Raw genomic sequence first — 21,204 nt, 5'->3', positions numbered from 1 at the left:
CAGGATGTCTGTAATACTATTATAGAGGATAATAAAATCTGAAAGGGTTAAAAAAACTAAAAAAGGTCGAATAAACTAACTGGACAAAGAAAATTATATATTTATTTTTAAGCAATTCGTATATATGGTCGGTAGTTGTTCCGGCAGTTTAACGGTTAATATGCCATAATTTTGTGCAAATTCCACCGGACCATGACCTAACAAGTCCACAGAAGTGACTTTTTCCTCGGGCTTTAGTGTTTTAATAACTGCTACACGGTTTTCTGATGCCTCTAAAATAAATGCATATAAAATTCCTTTCTTAGCGGTAAACCGGTAGTCAGAAGAATTCCACTGGGTTTTCTCTTCCTTAAAGCCCTCAATCAAAACTCTGGTATCCCCTTCTCCAAATACCCGGAACGGTCTGGTATCATAAACTGCTTCTCCACAGATTTCAAACCATTTTCCTAACTCCTTAAGAATAAATCTGGCTTCCTCATCAATAGTTCCATCTGGTCGCTGCAGTACATTTAACAGCATTGTGCCGTTCTTTGATATGATGTCAACCAGCATTTCAATAATCTGCTCCGGTCTTTTATAGGTTTGCTTTGCGTCATAGAACCAATTGCCGATACAGGTATCCGTCTGCCACGGTTTCTCCTGGATTTTATCTAACTGGCTTTTCTCAATATCTAAAACGCCTACCCGGTAGATTTCTTCTGCTCTGTTTTTCTGGTTGTATACCGCCTGGTTTTTACCATGAAGGTTCATGGAATCATTATACAGATAAACCACTGCCTCAAGTCCCGGCTGATAACCTTCCTCTTCAAAGGGCAGCCCGCTGTCAGAGTAAAGAAGATCCGGATGGTACAAATCTGTCAGCTCTTTCATGGTATCCAGCCAGTACTTCTGAAACTTTTTATTGCCAGTAAGCCATTGTGCCATCTTACCCTCAGACAGAATATGTTCCTGATTTGCATGATAAAAATCCTCATGTTCTTTCTTATTGCCGTCATAAGGTATACCTTTTTTCGGACCGTAGGTATCTGCTCCTTTGTTGGTATGCCACCAGGAAAAAGATGCTCCCAGATGCTCCGTCAGTCCAAAGGGCATATGATACTTATCAGCTGCCGCTTTCCACATGCCGCAGATATCTTTACCTGGTCCTATATTAACAGAATTATACCGGTTCACTTTAGAGGCATAATTAAAATAATTATCGTGATGCATCGCCTGAGCTACAAAATACCTGGCTCCTGCTTTGTAATACAAGTCCATAAGACCCTCCGGGTCAAACTTCTCGGCTTGAAAGAGCTTACAGATATCCAGATAGCCGAATTCTGAGGGATGTCCGTAGTGTCTTACATGATAGTTATACTGTTCACTTCCTTGTATGTACATATTTCTTGCATACCAGTCACCGCACATAGGTACACTCTGGGGACCCCAATGACTCCAGATACCAAATTTCACATTCCGGAACCAGTCCGGGCATTCATAATTTTTCAGTGATTCAAAAGATGCTTCAAATTTTTCAGGCATAATAACCCTCCTATAGGTAGTTTATGTCTTTATTATATCAGCCTGGATTTCAATATGAATGGAGAAAGTTCATAAATATGTGGACAATATTATGTTGTTATATTACACTATTCTTATAGAGTAATTGTAAAAAAATTGTACTTTGAAGATTTTTGATACTGGAAGACTGCCTTCTTCCTTATTGCTTGAGATGCCACAGAAGTAGTTTGAAAAAAACTTTCAAACTTGTATTTGTTTGCAGCTAAGAAGAAAAGCCTTTTCAAACGGTAAAAAGGAGGATTTTTTGTTTTGCATCTTATTTCCACTAACTCGGCAGAAGGAGGATATATGAATTCAGATTATTCTACCTATTTTCAGCAATTTAACCCAAGTCTTTTAGTTGCCAGCCTGAATGTGGTGGCACCTAACTGGGGAGAAACCGAGTGTCGATATGATTATCACAAGTTCTATTACTTTCAGGCTGGAGAAGCTACCCTTACCATTAATCAAACCATCTTTCATCCTAAAAAAGGTGAACTCTATCTGATTCCGGCAGGTGTGACTCACAGTTATTGCCATAATCCAGACCAACCGGTATATAAATACTGGTGCCATTTTTCCATAAGTCCTTCCGAGGTCTGGCATTTCCGGTATCATCCTGATACCTTGTTCTGCTGTCCTGATCCAGATTGTATGATACCTTTATTCGAAGAACTGATTAAGACTTATCAGAGCAATTCTCGTCTGGCTTCCATGAAGATACTATATCTGCTGACTAAATTATGTTATGAGTTCTTTCGTATGGTAGATTTCACTCTGCTTTTAGGCGAATCCAAAAGCAGTTTTTATTCCATTGTTAATACTTATATCAAGGAACATATTACTGAAAAAATCCTGCTTTGTGAACTGGCTGACCTGACCCATTTGCAGAAGAATTATTTTATATCCAGATTTAAAAAGGAGTTTGGCAGTACTCCCATTGATTATATTAATGCTCTGCGGTTGGAAGGCGTTGCAAGATATCTGGGCACACAGCCTGCCGCTGGAATCAGCGAAGCTGCCCTGCAGTTTGGATTTGAAGATTACCGGTATTTTATCCGTCTATTTAAACAAAGATATGGTATTACCCCCTCCTCCTTCCGAAAGAGTATTGAGGGTCCCAGAAACTGACTCGTCCCAGTATCCCCAGGAGCTATAGCAAATGCAATGAATAACTTATCCGGGAGATATTCAATTTACTATCAATAAAGTAAAAAAGTTCAGGCTGGGCATTTGCCCAGCCTGGTTTGCTATGCTTATAAACACAAAAGATATTCTTGTAAAGTATCCACTGCTTTCCTTTGCAGGTTTATATATTACTGCCGTATTATACGAGTTACTTTACAATTACCTTTAAGCTTACTTCTGTTAACTCTGGATTTAAATCCCTTTCGGCTACCACATCAAACTGCGGAACTCCTGCATGGTTCATGTGTACCCGGTGCATGGCACTGCATCTGGTTCCGAATTTGACAATTTCCTCTTCTCCGTGATACATAATCATAATTGTTCCGTCATAGTCCCTGAAAAAGGAATTGTGTCCGGGACCATATACTCCTCCTGCGGTATAATAAGACAATACCGGGGTACTGGCTTTCTTCCAGGCATTAATGTCCAAATAATCACCGCCCCGGGGGATGCTAAGAAGTCCCAAGGCATAAGTATATCCACAAGCTGCCCCGCCGGAATACGTAATATAAACCGCATCTTCCGTGATAAGGGGATAAGGTCCTTCATTATTAATGGTTCCCTGAACATTTTCCCAGCCAAGTAAAGGTCTGGTAAGTAATACCGGTTCACTAGTCAGTGTGGTAGGATCTGCTTCCTCTACTGTAGCAATATAAAGCATAGAGCCGGTATCTAAGGGAGTTCCAATTCCTTTGCGGTAAGACCAAACTACACAGGAAACACCATCAGCTTTAAAATAGGTCATATCCAGCGTAATACCATCGGTAGTCAGATAAGTCCCGTCGGCTCTTTTTACACGTACAGGCTCATTCCAATCAGCAGCCTTTAAGAGGTTTCCGCCTTTCTTTAACTTCATCATATGGCACTGGGGTCCCCACACACTGCCGCCGACTGCAAAAAGAATATATAATTCCTCACCAATCACATGAAACTCAGGAGCCCAAAAAGTCTGGATAAAGCCTTTCTCTTCATCTAAATCCAAAATAACTGCTTCAGTAAACCCTGGTGCAAACAAATCGCTGACCTTGTCTGCTTCTCTGAGATAGATGCCGATATTATCTTTGTTATCATTGGTAGCAATATAATAATACTTATTATTCCAAGGAAGAATAACCGGATCTGCATATCCCTTTGCCAATGGAAACGGGTAAACCTGCTGAATAACTTTCCCCCCTACCGTATACGTACCTGGTACCGAAAAATCAACCTGGTCAAAATCCCATTGCACTTTTTTATCATGGGTCGAGCCATCCGAATAAACTGCGGTTGCCTTCACCTCCTCAAGCTGTTCTTTTGAAGCTGCCGTCACACGGTCTGGAACACGGATTTCCTTGTGGTATAACGGTGTCCAGTATTCTTTGAACTTGTTCCCTGCCTCCTCGTCAATGGTTAAAATATTGCCTGGAACCATATCTGACATGGGTACCTGGGGCCTGTGAAAGCCATACTCCTTTTCCGGAACAGAAGGTGTTACTCTACCGGATTCTGTCAGGCTATTAAGACTATTTACGTAAGCATCACCCTCCTCAGACAACCAGTGTATATCATATCGTTTTTCTTTCTCATTATACTCACAGACTGCTTCCCTGACAAAAGTATCCTCCTTCAGTTCAATCAACCCCTGGTACTGAAACGTAATTAAATCCTCTGAGGTCCAAAGCAGGATACACCCTTTGCTTTCTTCATCCACTCCGCCCTCTTTGTTTATCCTGACGGCAGCAATACCAAAATCCCCCTCCGCTGTACGGAATAAATACGGATTTTTAAGTCCCTTTTCCTGGATAACATTATCCTTATCCACCGTAGCCTGTGCAAATAAAATACCATAATTGCGGTTTAACGGCAAAAATTCACCATTTTTACTGCTATAGGCAAAATGGATACTGTTACTTAAAGATTCCGTATATTCATCCTGTGGTTTTCTCGTATAAATCAGTATTTTACTTTGAAATTCGTCTCTGTACATTGCATTCCCTCTCCTGGATTATTAATCAATTATATTGTAAAGCTACTAATTATCAATATAACCAAAAACCAGAAAAAAATCTTTATATATATTCTCATAAACTAATACAATCTTGACAAACTCTCAAAGATCGTCTGATTACCCACACCAAATCCATGAGCAAAAATAACACCAAAGACTTAGGCAGTATCCTGGTATGCTTGTAATATTTTTGTATTGGAAAAAATCTGCAGGGCACTTAAACTTGGTGAATTGCGCCAAGGGGGAAAAGAGTAACTGTCTGAGCATTGTGAACCGCTCCCTGTCTACTTGACAGGGAGCGGTTCACATGCGAGTTTTACTCTTTTCCCCCTGTTTTAAGCAATTCACCAAGTTTTAGTGCCCTGCAGATTCTTTCCCTACAAAAATATTACAAGCATACCAGGATACTGCCGAACGTACTTGCGAAACTATAGTCCCCATCTGTTATTCTACTTCCTAAAATCCGTTGGATTCATCCCTTCGATTTTCCGAAAGACAATATAAAAATAATTATAATTAGCAAAACCTACTTTATCACAGATTTCCGTTCCTTTGTAATTAGTTGTAAGATATAACCTTTTCGCCTTTTCCACCCGGAATAAGTTCAAATAAGAGGTAAAGCTGTGATTGGTTTCTTTTTTAAAGATTCTTCCCAGATATGCGGTGTTCACATGCATTTTATCTGCCAGGCTCTGCAGTGACAGACCTGGATTTGTATAATGCTGTTCTATGTTTTGAAACACTTCTAATATCAGTCTGCTGTATTTATTATGTTTTGTTATGGTTCTTTCTTCGATTGCAGTTTTAATAGTATCCAGTATGGTATCCTGCAAATTCACTAAGCTGCTCTCCGTTGCCACTTTATGCAGGGCTTCTTCTTTTATTTTGAGAATTCTGCCTCTGTCTGTCATGGGAATTTCCGAAAAGCTTTGTATGACCAATATGATAATCTCCAATGCACAATTCCGTAATACATAACCATCAGCGAATTTATCTTTATTATAAAAAGGAAGAAACAACGTATTAATATATCTTTCCAATTCCTCATAATTATTTTCATCTAACAGCTCTGTTATTACGTCATGCTCCAGCTCAATTGATTTATTGGTTTCCCCAAAGTAATTCCTGATTTCCTGATAGAACAAAACTGTGTTAATACCGAATACAAATTGATACTCCAAGGTTTTGTATGCATCCTCATAGGATTTATACAAATTCCTGCTTGCCCGGACTGTGCTGCCTACCCCTATGGAAACATCTATCTTCAAAGTTTTATTAATGTAAGCAATAAAATCATCCAGAATTTCTTTTATCTTTTTATCCACCGCTTCCTCAGAAGTTTCTGTAAATATTACGACCACATATCCTGCGGCATCGGTAAATACAATACCTTTTTTCTTAGCCTCCAGCATTTCATTACAAACATTATAGATTGCAAAGGTTTTCCAGGCCAGGGAATTTTCCTCTCCGGTTTCCTCGCTGTGAGTTGGGGAAGCTTTTCCTGGGGGAGCCTTGACCAGCTTAATGATGGCAATAGACAAAGGTCCGTTTGTTAAATCCAAGCCTACAAATTTCATTTTTTCCCTTAATTCTCTTGATGATATGTCATTTCGAATGACCCGGTTTAATATATTGTTCTTTAACAACTGAAGATGCTCACTGTTCTTTAACCTTGAAATAACTTCATCTTCAATGTTATCTATGATTTCAACTACGATATGTTCTATTTCATCTTTACCTGAGGGTTTTAAGATATAATCCACAGCTCCGTAACGCATTGCCTGACGTACCAGTTCATATTCACTGAAACCGCTTAGTACTACAACTTTGCAATCTTTATTGTTCTCTTTTAATGCCTTGATAAAACTGATTCCATCCATGACCGGCATTTTTATATCGGTAAATATTATATTCGGATTCAGCATATCTGCCATTGTTAGAGCATCGGCTCCATTTTCCGCCTCCCCGCATATTTCGATTCCATATTCCTCCCATGGGATTATTTTTTTTAGTCCTTCCCGAATCCCTGCTTCATCATCAACAATCAGCAGTCTATACATTTTTTTCCATCTCCTTTTTAAACATGGCTGGCAGTATCAGCTTTACCGTGGTGCCTTGTCCTTCTCTACTTGAAATGGTTAATCCAAACTCGGCTCCAAACATAAGTCTCAGCCGTTGATGTACATTTTGCATACCTATACTTCCGAAATCCTCCTGGGAAATTACTTTCTTTAATTTCTTATGGATCTTAGTCAAGCGCTCCTCTGTCATGCCCTTTCCATTGTCGTTTATCAAGATTTCCAGCCTGTGGTCTGTGTTTTCCTCCGCCGATATTTTGATAAACCCTGGTTGTTCTCCCAGTCTTAAACCGTGCTTGATGGTATTTTCAATAATGGGCTGCAGAATGAGCTTTGGTACTCCATAATCCAGTAAATCATCGGCTACCAAAATATCCACTTTCAAGTTATTATGAAACCGGAATTGCTGTAATTCCAAATAGGTATTGATATAATCCAGTTCATCCTCCAAGGACACAATTTTATCATCGATTTTACTGCTCCAGCGGAACAAGTTTCCCAGCTGGGATATCATCTGTGCTGTTGTCACATCATTATTTACCAGTGCTTCCGCTTTGATGCTTTCTAAGGTATTGTATAAAAAGTGGGGGTTAATCTGGGTCTGGAGGGCATTCACTTCTGCATTCTTAAGCTTTATTTCCGAGTGATAAACTTTGGCTATATAATCATTCAGCTTTTCACACATATCATTAAAGGCTTCACTAAGAAGTCCGATTTCATCCTGGGATTTTATTGGTATACGATGGCTGAAGTCTCCTTTTTGTACATAACTCATGGACTCCGTAAGTATCCTGACCCTTTTGTTAAACACCTGACAGACGCACCAGCTCCAGATTAAGGTTATGGCAATGGCTACCCCAAGGATAAGATAGGTCTTATGCATATTCTTATAGATTTCGGCATAAAGTGCTTTCTCTTCAAAGATATAGGCAACCTTTAACCCCGAAAGACCTACCTCCCATATTTCAAAAAAATCATTCTTCCCGGAATTACTTCCCCCCTCCTTCTTGTACTCTATTACTTTCCCAAGCTGTTCCTGGTCAGAGGAAAATAAAACCTTATCCGCTTTATTCACCAACAGGATATTTCCCCGGATCGCTTCTTTTTCTCCTATGGCAGTTTCAATCTTGCTGTAAGGGATATTAATGATATAGACACCGACCAGTTTCCTTTTAGGAAATTGATCCGCATCAAATATTTTACCGATAAAGGATACTACCGGCTCTCTGCTTTTTAATGTATATTCTAAGGAAGTATCGATTGTAATTAGCATATCACTATCCGACTTCAGCAGTTCCTTAATATTAGTGTTTTCCATAAAATCATAACTTGGCTTTACTTCTGAAGTACCCTGTACCGTACTTGAATACACCACCTTATTCTTACTGATTAGTATCACATCACTGATGTCACTGTCCGCAGAAAAAATACCCTGGGAAAATACTCTGGTACTCTTAATATAATCGATATGATAGGCTAGAGCATTATCCTCACTGACCTTGGCCATTATATGGGATATCTGACCGCTGTGAATATAGTTGGACAAGTTATAAACCCTGTTATATTTCTCATTGATATAACTGGAGAACTTCTCAAGCTTTGACGTACCAAGAGTAATTTCTTTCTCCTTTAAAGTAGAGATATAATTAATATTGATATAGGAAGCTACCAATACTATGGTAAATACCATAACTACTTCAAACAATGCAGTTACTTTAAAAAAGATACTCATTTTTCTTATACTGATTATAATTTTTCGCCAAAGCCTGACCATCCTACTATGTCTCCCTTAAAAAATTAAATGTATCGCAGCCGCATCATATTCATTGGACATGGTTATGGTTAATTGATTCTTTTCTACTTTTATGCCATGGCTAAAAGCCTCATATACCCGGTGTATTTGACAGCTGCCTTTTAAGTTTAACACAATTTCCGTAGTTTTTTCCAGCCTAAAACTGTGTACGATAACAAAAGCTTCTTTTTTATCACCGGAATAACGCACTACTGCCTGCCATCCTTTTGGAAAACGGTAACTAGTTATCCCGGGACCGTAAATTTCTGTGAAACCATCTTGTATAATACCTGATATACCCCGGTAAAAGGAAATACCTTCGTTAATAATATCCCATTGTTCTCCGTCCAAATCATAAATATCTCCTGACAGACACATAACTCCTAAAAATGTATTTGCCATGGAATATATAAGCCGTTGTTTAGAATCCTTTGACCTTGCTACTGCCCAGATCTGACTTTGCTCCGGCAGGATTGCCCGGTGTAAATTGGCAGCAATAATTGGTATCTCTTTCTCTTCATGGGCATCGGAGAAAGAAGCCAGATCAGCCAGGGCCATCATGGAAGGCTCCAATCTGTGTCCTCCGGAGGAGCAAACCTCTATTGCAATTCCCGGCACCTTATCTTTTATTTCCTGGTAAAACTTCTGGGCAGCCACTATATTCTGCCTTAAGCCTTCCCCAAGACTTTCTGCACCATCACAGCCCACACCGATACTATCGTTATAATCTACTTTCAGATACTCAAAACCATAGTGGTTTAAGAACACTATTACCTTCTTTGTAAGATACCCGGTGGTCCAGGGATCTCTCATATCCCAAAAACGTCTGTCACCTACGGTAATTGTTTTACCGTGACGCTTTAGTAAATGATCCTCCATGAAAAAGGCCTTTGAATCTCTTGCACAGACCTCCAGCTCAAACCAGATGCCAGGCTTTATCCCGGCTTTTTTTATTTCCGAAACCAAAGGCTCTATTCCTTCCGGAAACAATTCCCTGCTGATTATCCAGTCTCCAACATTTTTTTCCCAGCCTTTTTCCACATCTGCATACCAGCCTGCATCGATGACAAAATAATCAATATCACAAGACTTTATGCAATGAAGTATTTTGCTTATATTTTCATGGGAGGGTTTACCCCAGGTGGTACAAAACTCATTAAAAATAACCGGCAGCCTATCCCATTTACGGTTAAGACCCAGGGGCTTTTTCTGCCTTGATACCAGCCTCTGGCAGGTTTCATCCACACTGCCGTTAAAAACAGTCAAATATGCCGAAGGTGTTTCAAATAGTTCCTCCGGTTTTAAGAATTTTCGCCAATGACCGAAATCGTAATCTGCTAAACCTCCGGTCAGGCTAAGCCCGTTATCCCTTCTATAAATCTCCATCTGCCAGGAGGAGGCGCAGCCTAGGGAAGCCGCCCATACTACTTTATTCTCCTTATCTTCTACCGCTGCAAAGGGAAAGTATTTCCGAACCGGCATGGAGCCTACCTGTCCGAATTTTTCGCTGTAGGCGGCGTATCTGGACCAGGAGGGTTCCAGCAGTAATTCCTCCGCTGTTCTGGTTTCCATTCTTCCCTCGGCACTCCATTTGCTTCGCATCCGGTGAATCAGCATAGTTTCCGGTGCTTCTCCTTCCAAAAAGGGTGTTATCCCGCAAAGGGAAAAACTGGAAAGCATTTCTACGGATACCGTTTCAGAGCCTTCATTGCAAAGCTTCACTTTTACTTCAATAACCGGGTAGTCTTTATCATATATAAGAATATGTTCTGCCCGCAGCTTTTTATCATTGGCGATTACCGTAATGATGTTTAGCCCGGTCTCTGTCTTAATTACCCTTTGTTCCTGGTATTTCATCCCATAGGTGGTCTGACTGTTTAATAGTGTATGACCATTAGCGAAACCAAAGGGAAAGTCATCCCCTTCCAGTTTTAACTGTATTAAGGAATCCACCTCATACTCTTTTGTTGTTTTCTGTTGTTCCTTCCTATGAAGGGGCAGTAATACCATTCCTACGGTCTGATTATCCGATTGTATATATTGTAACAGCATATCCTTTATAATAAATTCCGATAGTATATTCTTCAACTTAGGTTCACCAACTTTTTCAGATTCTGAAACAGCATAAACTGTTACTGCTTTCTCTTATTTCTTAAGTACAGGGGGATATTTCTTATCCCTTTAAGGCGCCTGCCGTCAGACCTTCAATGAACTGCTTCTGGGCTAATAGATAGGCAATGATGATTGGCAGCGTTGCAAACATAACATAAGCAAATACAGTGCCCCAATCCGAGGCATAAGGTCCGATTGCCGTGTAGATACCTACGGTTATCGTTTTTATCTGTCCAATTAACATAGGGGTTAAAAAGTCATTCCACATAGACAAGCCGATAAATATGGCTACAGTTGTGGTACAGGGTTTTACCAATGGCATAATGATACTTACAAAAATTTTTCCCTGGCCGGAACCATCAATTATAGCCGCCTCCTCAAGTTCCATAGGAATTGCTTTAATGAATCCTGTAAACATAAATACCGAAAAGGATATACTGCCGGATACAAATATCAGGATCAAACCGGGAAGGTTGCCGATTAGTCCAATTCCTTTAAACATGGATACCAGTGGTACATAAACAATTACATAAGGTACCATTAAGCCGATTAAAAAATATAAATAAAGGGAATTTGATAATTTGGTTTTCATTCTTGCCAGATAATAACCTGCCATAGCGGATACTAAAATACAGATTCCTGCACCAAATATGGTGATGCAAAAAGAATTAAAATACATCTCCAGCAGATTTACATTGGGATTTCCCAGTACACTTTTTATATTATCCAGTATTGGAGGAATAGGAAGTGAAATGGGTGAAGCGGAAATCCGGTCGGTATCTTTCAATATATTAACTACGGTTATATATAGGGGCAGGGCAGTCATGATTAAAAAAATAAATAATATCACCTTACTGCACAGATTTAATATAAGAGAGGTTTTATTCTTACTTTTATTCATAACTACACCTCCAGTTTATTTAATATTTTAATCTGGGTTATGGAGATCAGGGCAATTACTGCAAATAAAAATACTGCAATTGCAGAGGAATATCCAAGCATATTATTACCAAAGGCCTGAGTTACAATGTTGTAAGAAATCGTTTCGGTGGAATATCCCGGACCTCCGTTAGTTAATACCTTTACCACATCATATTGGCGCATTTCCGTCATAATACTCATAATTACACTGATGGTAATTCCAGGTATAATCATAGGCAGGGTCACATATTTGATTTTCTGCCAGCCATTACCCCCATCAATCATACAGGCTTCGTACAATTCCGCCGGAACAGTCTGGATGGAAGCTAAGTATAACACCATATAAAAGCCCAGGGTTCTCCATATTTCAACGACACAAATACTGATTACCGCATTCTTTGCATTTCCAATATAATCATCTATGATACCACCTAAACCGACTGCCTGGAGAATACCATTTAATACACCGGTGTAGGAAAGGATTGAAAGCCAGATAAATGAGATTGCCACCGTACTTAGTACATAGGGCGCAAAAAATATACTGCGGAATAAATTAATTAATTTACTCGCTTTATTTAGCAGGGTTGCCAGGAAGAAACCCATTACATTTACAGTCACACTTACAATTATGGTTATTTTTAAGGTTATGCCAATTGCATTATGCAGTCTTTTATCACCAATCATATTGATATAATTTTTTAAACCTACAATATTATAGTGACTTCCGATTCCATTCCAGTCGGTTATGCTGAAAAAGAATGCTCCTAATATGGGAATAATCATTAGGACGGTATAAATTAAAAAAGCCGGAATAAAAAATAGTTTTGATTTTTTTTGCATACAAGTCATCCTTTTTTGAAGAAAGAGGCGGTCTCAAAATGGGAACTTTGTTTTCCACGAAAAGTTGCGAACCATTTTGGGACAGCCTCCTTTTACTTTGTTGTCAATTACCAGATCAATTTATTCTGCGGTTAAACGTTTGAATTCTGTATCCCAGGTCTTAAGTTCCTCAGAAACCTTAGCACCTGTAAATATATTCTGTAAGGATTTGCAGGTAAAATCCTCAAATCCGGAAGGCATGGAGGTATCACCAGCCACCTTCATAATCTCTCCAACTAATTTATAATCCTTATAATTATCAACAAATGCAGTTTGAAGGGGTCCCATTTCATAAGTTACCGGATCTTTGGTTACGGAGAAAGTACCATCTGCCTGTAAATAGTATTTATAAATATCTTTATTACCGCCTAACACATATTCACAGAATTTAAATGCTGCTTCTTTGTTCTTGCAGGTTTCGGATACTCCCCAATACTGTGGCATAGTACAGTAGGTTTTGCTGTTGCCAGGTGTGGGTGATACAAACACGCCGAAATCCTCAGAATTATATTTATCACTATTATCAAGGGTAGGTGCTGCCCAGGAACCATCCATAAACATTGCGGAACCACCGTTCTGGAATTCAGCCTGGGCCTGGGTATAGCTAAAGGACATACTTCCTTTATGATAGTAGCCGGCTTTAATTAAATCCTGCCATTTTTGTAATCCGTTTTCAACCACCGGATCGGTCCAGGAGAGCTTTCCGCTTTTTATGTCTTTATTAAAATCCGGATATTTTGTCATTATGTCGGAATTCATAACCCCAGTCCAGATTCCAAAACTGGTTGCCCAGATATCGGAAGCACCGGCACCCATAAGAGGTACATATCCTGCTTTTACCAGCTTATCACAGTCAGCAACAAATTCCTCCCAGGTGGTGGGGGTTGATGTAATTCCTGCCGCCGCAAACTGGTCTTTGTGGTAATATACCTGATTTCTTAAGGCTTTATAAGCCGGTACTAAGGTTTTCTTGCCATGAAAGGAAACCACCGAAGTATCCTCATATTTTGCCAGTAATTCTTCCGGAACTTCTGCATAAGTACCGTCAGTCGTAGCTAAGTCCACCGGGTCAATATTAATATCCGGCATATTGCCTGCTGAAAGCATGGTTTTTAAAAATTGCGGTCTTGAGTCCCCAGTCATTAAAATCTTTTTAATTTTAATATTAGGATTATCTGCTTCAAAGGCATCAATGATATGCTGCCAAACCTCTGCTGTATAATTATCTGTTTCAAATACTGCCCAGGTTAGGGTTACTTCCTGACCGGAAGCCGCTGTATCTTTTGTGGAATTGCCGCTGTTTGCAGCTGTATCCTCCGTTTTCGTACTATCCTTTGCACCGCAGCCCGTTAATAAAGCTGCAACCATTGCCATGCAAAGAAATACACTAATTAGTTTTTTACTCATTACCTTTCTCCTCCTGTTTCGAATTAATTTTCTTAACATAAAAATTATATAATGCCAGTACTGGTTTAACAATTTTAATAATTGTACAAAACTGTTATATTTTATATCATTTCTCATAGTTAATTCAACAGTTTTTCTAGTACAGCAATAAATACCTGCAAGAGGATTATAAATTTATACTTAAAAAGCACCATTTCTCTTTCCTTAACTTCTCTATCCTGATGAAACACAAAGGGGCAGCTGCATTCTCTTTCTTGCGATTACCGCAGGACTTGGAATTATTAAGTTTAACGGAAATGGTTCACTCACATTTAATCTTTCTGTAGAAATCATTGTCACGCTTATATTGGCAGGGCTTATCCGCCGTTACGTTATTTTCTTTAATTTGATTCAAAGATAAGGCTAATACCTTGTGAACTTCTTAAAACAGGTGGAAAAGAAAAAAACTGGAAGAGTACGATATAAGGGTTATGTCTTCCCGTTAAGAAAAACATAACCCTTATAAATATTACTGTATTACCAGCTGCCACTGCTGGTTGTAACCGCCGTTATTACTCCACTGTAATACATTGGCACCGTCTGCTGTTGAACTGTTATCCACATCCAGAAGTTTACCACTGTTTACATTGACCAGATTGTAATAACCGTTACCTAAATCTGTTATATTCCACCTTTGGTTGTTCTGACCGTTATCCGTCCACTGTATGACATCACCGCCATCAGCGGTTGAACTATTGTATACGTCCAGTGCTTTCCCACTGTTTACATTAATCAGTTTATAACCATTGTTCATGTTTGTTATAACCCATTTCTGGTTATTTCCATTGTTTGAAGTCCACTGGATTACATCCCCGCCGTTGGCGGTGGAACCACCGGTAACATCCAGGGCTTTGCCGCTGCTTCGGTTAATCAGCTTATAAGTTCCTCCGGATACAATACCAGTGTCTGGACCGCTGCCAGAACCGGGAGTAATGTAGATACGGTATCCGGAATTATTATTACAGCCTGATAAGGATACGGTAATTTGACCATTTACTACAGGATAATTAGAAGTGGAAACAGTCGTTGGTCCATAGGATACGGTATCCTTGCTTACCCAGTCAATTTTCTCTACCTTTACTGCTGCTGTGGAGCCGATAAAGGAGGGAAGGTTTTTAAAGGTTGTATTTATTGTACCGTCATTATGTCCGCCGAATAAGAAGCTGACATATTTAGCACCGGTGTCCACACAGGCAGCACCATCCACCTGGTTACTGGCATCATTAGGCGGTGTAACACTTACCATGTTGCCGGACATATCACCATACCATTTAAACAAATACCAGCCTGCACCTTTTTGGGTATCCGTAGCAAGCAAGCTTCCCAGTCTGCCCGGAGAAGGTACAAACCACCAGGATATACACGCACTTTCTACCTTGTAACGCTCAAATTTTCCTATAAATTGAGCTGCTGATCCGGGCTGGCCTTCCAGGCTGTGGTCTGAATCGCAGTATTCATTAATACTTAGAGGCAATGGACTAATTCCAAGTGAAGTTTCCAATGCCCGATAATTTTTTATATCATTTGCCACCCGGTCAATTCCGCTGAGCTCATGCCAGCTCATTATGTCAGGAAGACAATTATTCGTTTTGCAAAAACTCAAAAAGCTGCTGATATTGCTTTGATTATAATAGCTGTTGCAGGGTCCTATAATTTTTTCACCGGGGTCATTGGCCCGGATAACATTATAGGTCTGCTTCCACATATCATTAAACGTACCATTTGCCGTGTTCCAGGTGCCATCCGGTTCATTCCAGATTTCATAGCCATAATAATTGCTGCGGCCAGAGGCTTTTTTGTCTGCGATAAAGGATGTTACCTGACTTAACCAGCTTGTCATGCCGGGCCATTTATAGGGCCATCCGGGAAGCATGTCCGCCAAATCGATAGAGACTTTAGCACTGGGAACTGAGGCTAGTCTTGCTGAAACAGGAATCGCAGCACCAAAACCATGCTGATTGCCAGAACCCCCTCTGGCAGGATTTCTCATTACAAACGGCTTAAGGGGAGCTACAAGTCCATTCACATCCGCTGGTATGTTTTCCGTGATTCCATATAGGGAACCACTTGCACAATGTGTTACACCCCTGAGCACACTTGCACAGTCTACGGTCATAGAGTTAGCTGCAAAAACCGATACCTCCGGGATAAAAGTCAGTGTCAGCGTGATGCATAATAACAACACTATAATTTTTTTTGCTTTCCTCATTTAATTACCTCCTCAATGATTTTTTACTTTAATTGTTCATCAAGCCCGAAATTATGCTGTACTTTTTTGATTCTGAATTGCTTTTTTGATTCTGAATTGCTTTTTTGAAACCTTATCTTTACCCATTGCATATCGCATGTTCCTTACCAACTGCCACCTCCCTTCCAGCTAATCATAGCATCATCTTCCATATATTGGAATGGCTTTCTGTGACATCTACATGTATAAATGTGTAGACAATTTGTTCCATATTTGCTAACATTAACATAATCCCCCAATCGCTTAAAATAATAAGAAAGGCTGTGAAGAACCATGTCAACCAATGTAAAATATACTGATTCGGCTCGTTATAAATGCTTGGAATATCTTAAAAAAGCATCCATGGATCTGTATTTATGTTATTGCGGATCCCAGATATGCTGCTCTGGACATGCTTATGGTCCCGAGATAAGGACGGAGTATCTGCTTCATATCGTTTTAAGCGGGAAAGGCTATTATACTGTGGGGAGCAAAACCTATGAAATCGGACCAAATACCGCATTCCTTATCCTGCCTGGGGCTACCACCTATTACGAGGCAAGTAAGGAGGATCCCTGGACTTATATCTGGGTGGGGTTCAATGGCATCAAAGCCGAGGCCTCTTTAACCCATGCCCATTTTTCAAAAGACAGGCTTGTTGCACCAATCCATAATGTGGAACCTTTCGTGAATTATGTAAATGGAATGCTGGCTTCCAGCCAATTGACCTATGCTAATGATTTTGCAAGAGAGGGTTATTTATATCAGTTTGTCTCATCGTTAATCCAAGACCAGCAAAACCACGAAAGCACAGAAGAAATCCATGATTATTCCTATCAGGTATATGTGGAACATACCCTGGAATATATAGAACATAATTATTCTAAGAATATTAAAGTACATAGTATTGCAGATTACATCGGAATCAACCGCTCTTACCTGACTAATTGTTTTAAAAGCGTACTGCATATGCCACCTCAGGAATATATTCTTAATTACCGTATGAATCAGGCAAGTTTACTTTTAAAAAATTCCGATTTACCAGTCAGCGAGATTGCAAACAAGGTCGGTTACGATGATGCTTTAAATTTTTCAAAGGCTTTTAAAAAAGTTTTTGGCATTAACCCTACAAAATTCAGGTCTACTGCGGAATGTTTAGATACTTCTGATAAAGATACTGAAAATAAGTTTTAGGCGAATTATACTTCGCTTTTATTTTGGTTGTGGAATACTTAATAAAATCAGCTTTGAGTCTTTGAGGAAAGCATCGATTATGATATCCTTCCTAAGCTTCGTCTTCTTCGTCTGAATTTACTAATGTCTTTTTCATGCGGTAAGGCAAGAGTGAACATGCACAAACTCCTCGCTTTGCTCGTCAGACAGTGTGCATGTTCACTCTGAACCGTATGAAAAAGACATAAGTAAATTTGCAGACGAAGAAGGAGGCGCTTAGGAAGGATATCATAATCATGCTTTCAGCTTAGGGGTGTTTTGCTGATTTTATTAAGTATTTTTTTGTTTATTGGCTGCGAAGTTGGGGGTATAAATACTTGCAGCTGGGTAGTAGCAGCTGCATATTGTTTTAGTTTTTGCTTACCTATTGTTTCATGGAGGTTAGTTGTAATTGCTCCTTATATACTATTCCAGGCACATCGTAAGTTCGTACTGAAAGGACTGGTAATCTCCCCAGGGAGTGGGCAGTACAAAACCTGCGTTCATTAATGCTGCACCGTTATATTCTTGTATGGCTGTCTTATCATTCTGTATGGGTTCCTTATTATTCTGCGCGGTTTCATTATCATTCTGAACGGCTCCCTTATTATTCTGTACGGTTTCATTATCATTCTGTACGGTTCCATTGTTATTCTGTACGGTTCCCGTTACCCGATATATTGAACCTTCCTTAAGCCCCCGTAATAAAAGGGTATGGAAGTCAGGGTTTCCGTGGCTTTGATGGTAAACTACACTGAGCAGGCTCCTTGTTTTATCCGACGAAACGAATTGCCAGGCGGTATAACCGATGGTTTCGTAGGGATTTGTTAACCGGTAATAATCACCGGTATTTATTAAATCATAGTTTCGTTTATAGATTTTAACCTGTTCTTTTATTTCTTCTTTTTCTGCCTCTGTCAACCGGTTAATATCAAGTTCATAACCAAACGTACCAGCCATTGCTACTACTCCTCTGGTTGATAGCGGTGTTGTTCTTCCGGTTTGGTGGTTTGGCACTGCTGATACATGGCTTCCAACTGCACTGATTGGGTATCCAAAGGAGGTTCCATATTGGATTTTAAGCCGGTCTATGGCATCTGTATTATCCGAGCACCAGATCTGGGGCATAAAGGACAGCATACCCGTATCAAACCGTCCGCCTCCGCTGGAACAGCCTTCAAATAAAACCTCGGGAAAATCCGTGGTCAGACGATCCAGAATTTCATAGAGACCAAGAATATAGTCGTGGAATACCTGCCCCTGATGTGTTTTCTCCTTAAGGGCAGACCAGACCTCCGCAATACTTCGGTTAAAGTCCCACTTTATATATTCCACCCTGGCACTGGTAAGTATGGCAGAAATAGAATCATAAATATAGTTTCTTACATCCCCTCTGGTCAAATCCAGTACAAGCTGGTATCTGCATCTGGTCACGGGTCTTCCTGGTATTTGCAGGCACCAGTCGGGGTGTTTTCTGTACAGGTCACTGTCTTCATTCACCATCTCCGGCTCGAACCAGATTCCAAACTTTAAACCGGCTGCATTTACCTGGTCTGTCAGCTCCTTTAAGGTAGTCCCAAGCTTTTTAGTATTTACCACCCAGTCACCAAGACCGGAATAATCATCCTTACGTGTTCCAAACCAGCCGTCATCCATTACTAACATCTCAATTCCAAGCTGTCCTGCTGCTTTTGCAATCTGCACCAGTTTCTCCGTGTTAAAGTCAAAATAGGTAGCTTCCCAGTTATTAATCAGTACCGGTCTTCTGATATCTTTAAATTTCCCACTGCAAACATTGTTCCGGATTAATTTGTGAAAGTTATGGGATAACTTTTGCAAACCTTCAGAGGAATAGCTCATAGCCGCCTCCGGTGTTACAAATTCCTCTCCCGGCTTTACTTCGTATCGGAAAAATGCCGGGTGGATTCCCATTGCAAATCGGGTCTGCCCAATCTGGTCAACCTCCACCTGAGCCTGAAAATTACCGCTGTAAAGAAAGGATACGCCATAGCATTCACCGCTGGTTTCTGTTGCTGCCTGATCGGCCAGAATGACAAAAGGGTTATGCTGGTGGCTGCTTAAGCCGCGCATACTTTCCACCGAGAGCTTGGCATGACCTACGGGTGTTCTCTCAAATTCTCTTTCCATTGCGTGTTTGCCATAAAAATGTATCAGATCGAAATGAGTACTGGGAAACTCCAGGCAGGTGGAAAACGCCTTAATAAGTTCAATTGGTTTCATACCCATATTTCTTATTTTAACCGCTCGGGTAATTACATCATATTCTTCCACCACACCGTAATACAGATCCACCTCCAGGTTTGTTACCGAATCAATACAGGTTATTATCAGCGTCTGAGTGGTAACACTGTCCCCGGCATAAACGGAGGGAAGGTGTTCCAACTGATATTTACTTATTTTTATGTTGTGGGATTTGTATCTTAGGTCAGCAGCACAGCTTCCGTCTTTATTTAATACCTCCAGGCAGGAAATACGATAATCTCCCATCCCAAAGGTCGAATACTCCTGTAATTGTGTATCCATGGAAAACGTCCGATCCGTGCCGGCCTCATTGGGATTGCCGCAATGGCTTCTGTCCATGGTCTGCATTAAATAATCCAGATTACAGTCCACTTTTTTCCCATAATAAAGATGTAACAAGGTTTGAAAGGGACCGATTTTTATCTGATAGGTGGTGTGGTTTGTATGCAGTATGAATAGTTTATCCTCTTCGTTAAATGTAACAGCCACTTATGTTACCTCCTGATTTGATTGTATTTATAGAATGCTACATTTACAGTTTGCCGCCGCTCGTTGCAATGCCTTCAATGAATTGTTTCTGGAAAATAATATAGAGTAACAGCATAGGCCATATTGCAAAGACAGAGGCTGCCATTAATTCCGGGTATTTAACGGAATATGCACTTTGGATTTTTGATAAGGCGGAAGATAAGGTAGCCGCATCGGATTGATTATTAACAATTAACGGCCACATCAGATCTTTAAAGGCAAACAAAGCGGTAAAGATCGCAAGGGCAGTCAGACCTGATTTTGCAAGGGGAAGCATAATTTTCCAGAAGGTCTTCCATATATTACAGCCATCCAGTCTGGCAGACTCCTCCAAATCCTTGGGAAGCCCCATAAAGAACTGTCGTAAAAGAAAAGTTCCAAAAGCGCTTACCAAACCGGGAAATACTAATGCAAAAATCGTATTTCTCATATTCATGGCATCTATCATTAAATATTGGGGTATTACAAAAATCTGTACCGGCACCATCATCTGGAAAAGTACAATCCCAAATAGAAAATTCTTACCTGGGAATTGCAATCTTGCAAATGCATAGGCAGCGGTAGCAGAAAAAAAGACAGCACACAAAATCCGCAGGATCATCATGGCGAAGGTATTAAAATACAGCCGGATAAAATTATTATTCTGCCATACGGTAACATAATTCTGCCACTTAAGGACCTTAGGAAAATATATATACGGATTCATAGACGTAGATTCCGTTACCGTTTTTAAGGAGGTAAGTAACATCCATACAAAGGGAAAAACCATAATGACAGCCCCAAGTATCAATAAAATATGTAAGATTATATGTGAAAAAATCAGCTTATTTTTCAATTCAAAACTCCTCTCTGTGCGCAGGACGCACGTTTTTATTACTACGATTTACTCCAGTTTGTACCCATCAAAGCCTTTTATCACTAAAAGTTACTCCGATTTGTATCCATCAAAGCCCTTTTGTCACTAAAAGTTACTCCGATTTGTATCCATCTGAGCACCTTTTATCACTAAAATTCACTTCAATTTGTATCCATT

General features: G+C 39.9%; 13 protein-coding genes. 2 read left to right on the top strand and 11 right to left on the bottom strand.

Annotation, left to right across the window (positions count from 1 at the left end):
* Positions 1-93: 93 nt before the first annotated feature.
* A complete protein-coding gene (locus QA584_RS06090; protein WP_278273620.1) occupies positions 94-1,521 on the bottom strand; it encodes an alpha-L-fucosidase in 1,428 nt (475 codons plus the stop codon).
* A gap of 327 nt (positions 1,522-1,848) precedes the next feature.
* On the opposite strand from QA584_RS06090, the gene QA584_RS06085 reads away from it, so the two are divergent.
* Positions 1,849-2,670: a helix-turn-helix domain-containing protein gene (locus QA584_RS06085; RefSeq protein ID WP_278273619.1), complete on the top strand. Its 822-nt coding sequence runs from the start codon at positions 1,849-1,851 to the stop codon at positions 2,668-2,670.
* 205 nt (positions 2,671-2,875) lie between these two features.
* On the opposite strand, the gene QA584_RS06080 is transcribed toward QA584_RS06085, so the two are convergent.
* The 8 genes from QA584_RS06080 to QA584_RS06045 form a co-directional block, all read right to left on the bottom strand.
* A complete protein-coding gene (locus QA584_RS06080) occupies positions 2,876-4,693 on the bottom strand; it encodes a family 43 glycosylhydrolase (protein WP_278273618.1) in 1,818 nt (605 codons plus the stop codon).
* A 470-nt stretch (positions 4,694-5,163) separates the two neighbouring features.
* Positions 5,164-6,774 (bottom strand): response regulator, encoded by a 1,611-nt coding sequence (locus tag QA584_RS06075; RefSeq protein ID WP_278273617.1) that lies wholly within the window; start codon positions 6,772-6,774, stop codon positions 5,164-5,166.
* Positions 6,767-8,566 (bottom strand): sensor histidine kinase, encoded by a 1,800-nt coding sequence (locus QA584_RS06070; RefSeq protein WP_278273616.1) that lies wholly within the window; start codon positions 8,564-8,566, stop codon positions 6,767-6,769. The genes QA584_RS06075 and QA584_RS06070 overlap by 8 nt, the downstream gene beginning before the upstream one ends.
* Before the next feature lie 15 nt (positions 8,567-8,581).
* A complete protein-coding gene (locus QA584_RS06065) occupies positions 8,582-10,672 on the bottom strand; it encodes an alpha-galactosidase (protein ID WP_278273615.1) in 2,091 nt (696 codons plus the stop codon).
* An 85-nt stretch (positions 10,673-10,757) separates the two neighbouring features.
* On the bottom strand, positions 10,758-11,597 hold the full coding sequence (locus QA584_RS06060) for a carbohydrate ABC transporter permease (protein ID WP_278273614.1): 840 nt from the start codon (positions 11,595-11,597) through the stop codon (positions 10,758-10,760).
* A gap of 2 nt (positions 11,598-11,599) precedes the next feature.
* Positions 11,600-12,457 (bottom strand): carbohydrate ABC transporter permease, encoded by an 858-nt coding sequence (locus tag QA584_RS06055; RefSeq protein ID WP_278273613.1) that lies wholly within the window; start codon positions 12,455-12,457, stop codon positions 11,600-11,602.
* Positions 12,458-12,577: 120 nt separating this feature from the next.
* Positions 12,578-13,903, bottom strand: a complete 1,326-nt coding sequence (locus tag QA584_RS06050; protein ID WP_278273612.1) for an ABC transporter substrate-binding protein — start codon at positions 13,901-13,903, stop codon at positions 12,578-12,580.
* Positions 13,904-14,411: 508 nt separating this feature from the next.
* Positions 14,412-16,151, bottom strand: a complete 1,740-nt coding sequence (locus QA584_RS06045; protein WP_278273611.1) for an RICIN domain-containing protein — start codon at positions 16,149-16,151, stop codon at positions 14,412-14,414.
* A gap of 312 nt (positions 16,152-16,463) precedes the next feature.
* Here QA584_RS06045 and QA584_RS06040 point away from each other — a divergent pair, with 312 nt between their 5' ends.
* Positions 16,464-17,363 carry an AraC family transcriptional regulator gene (locus QA584_RS06040; protein WP_278273610.1) on the top strand — a complete coding sequence of 300 codons (900 nt, stop codon included), beginning with the start codon at positions 16,464-16,466 and terminating at the stop codon, positions 17,361-17,363.
* A 444-nt stretch (positions 17,364-17,807) separates the two neighbouring features.
* On the opposite strand, the gene QA584_RS06035 is transcribed toward QA584_RS06040, so the two are convergent.
* A complete protein-coding gene (locus tag QA584_RS06035) occupies positions 17,808-20,132 on the bottom strand; it encodes an alpha-galactosidase (RefSeq protein ID WP_278273609.1) in 2,325 nt (774 codons plus the stop codon).
* Between the two features lie 43 nt (positions 20,133-20,175).
* Positions 20,176-21,006 (bottom strand): carbohydrate ABC transporter permease, encoded by an 831-nt coding sequence (locus QA584_RS06030; protein WP_278273608.1) that lies wholly within the window; start codon positions 21,004-21,006, stop codon positions 20,176-20,178.
* Between the last annotated feature and the right edge of the window lie 198 nt (positions 21,007-21,204).

The organism is Anaerocolumna sp. AGMB13025 (genome assembly GCF_029689925.1).
GTDB lineage: Bacteria > Bacillota > Clostridia > Lachnospirales > Lachnospiraceae > Anaerocolumna.
The sequence above is the reverse complement of the archived record's forward strand: the minus strand, read 5'-3'. Positions and strand labels throughout refer to the sequence as shown.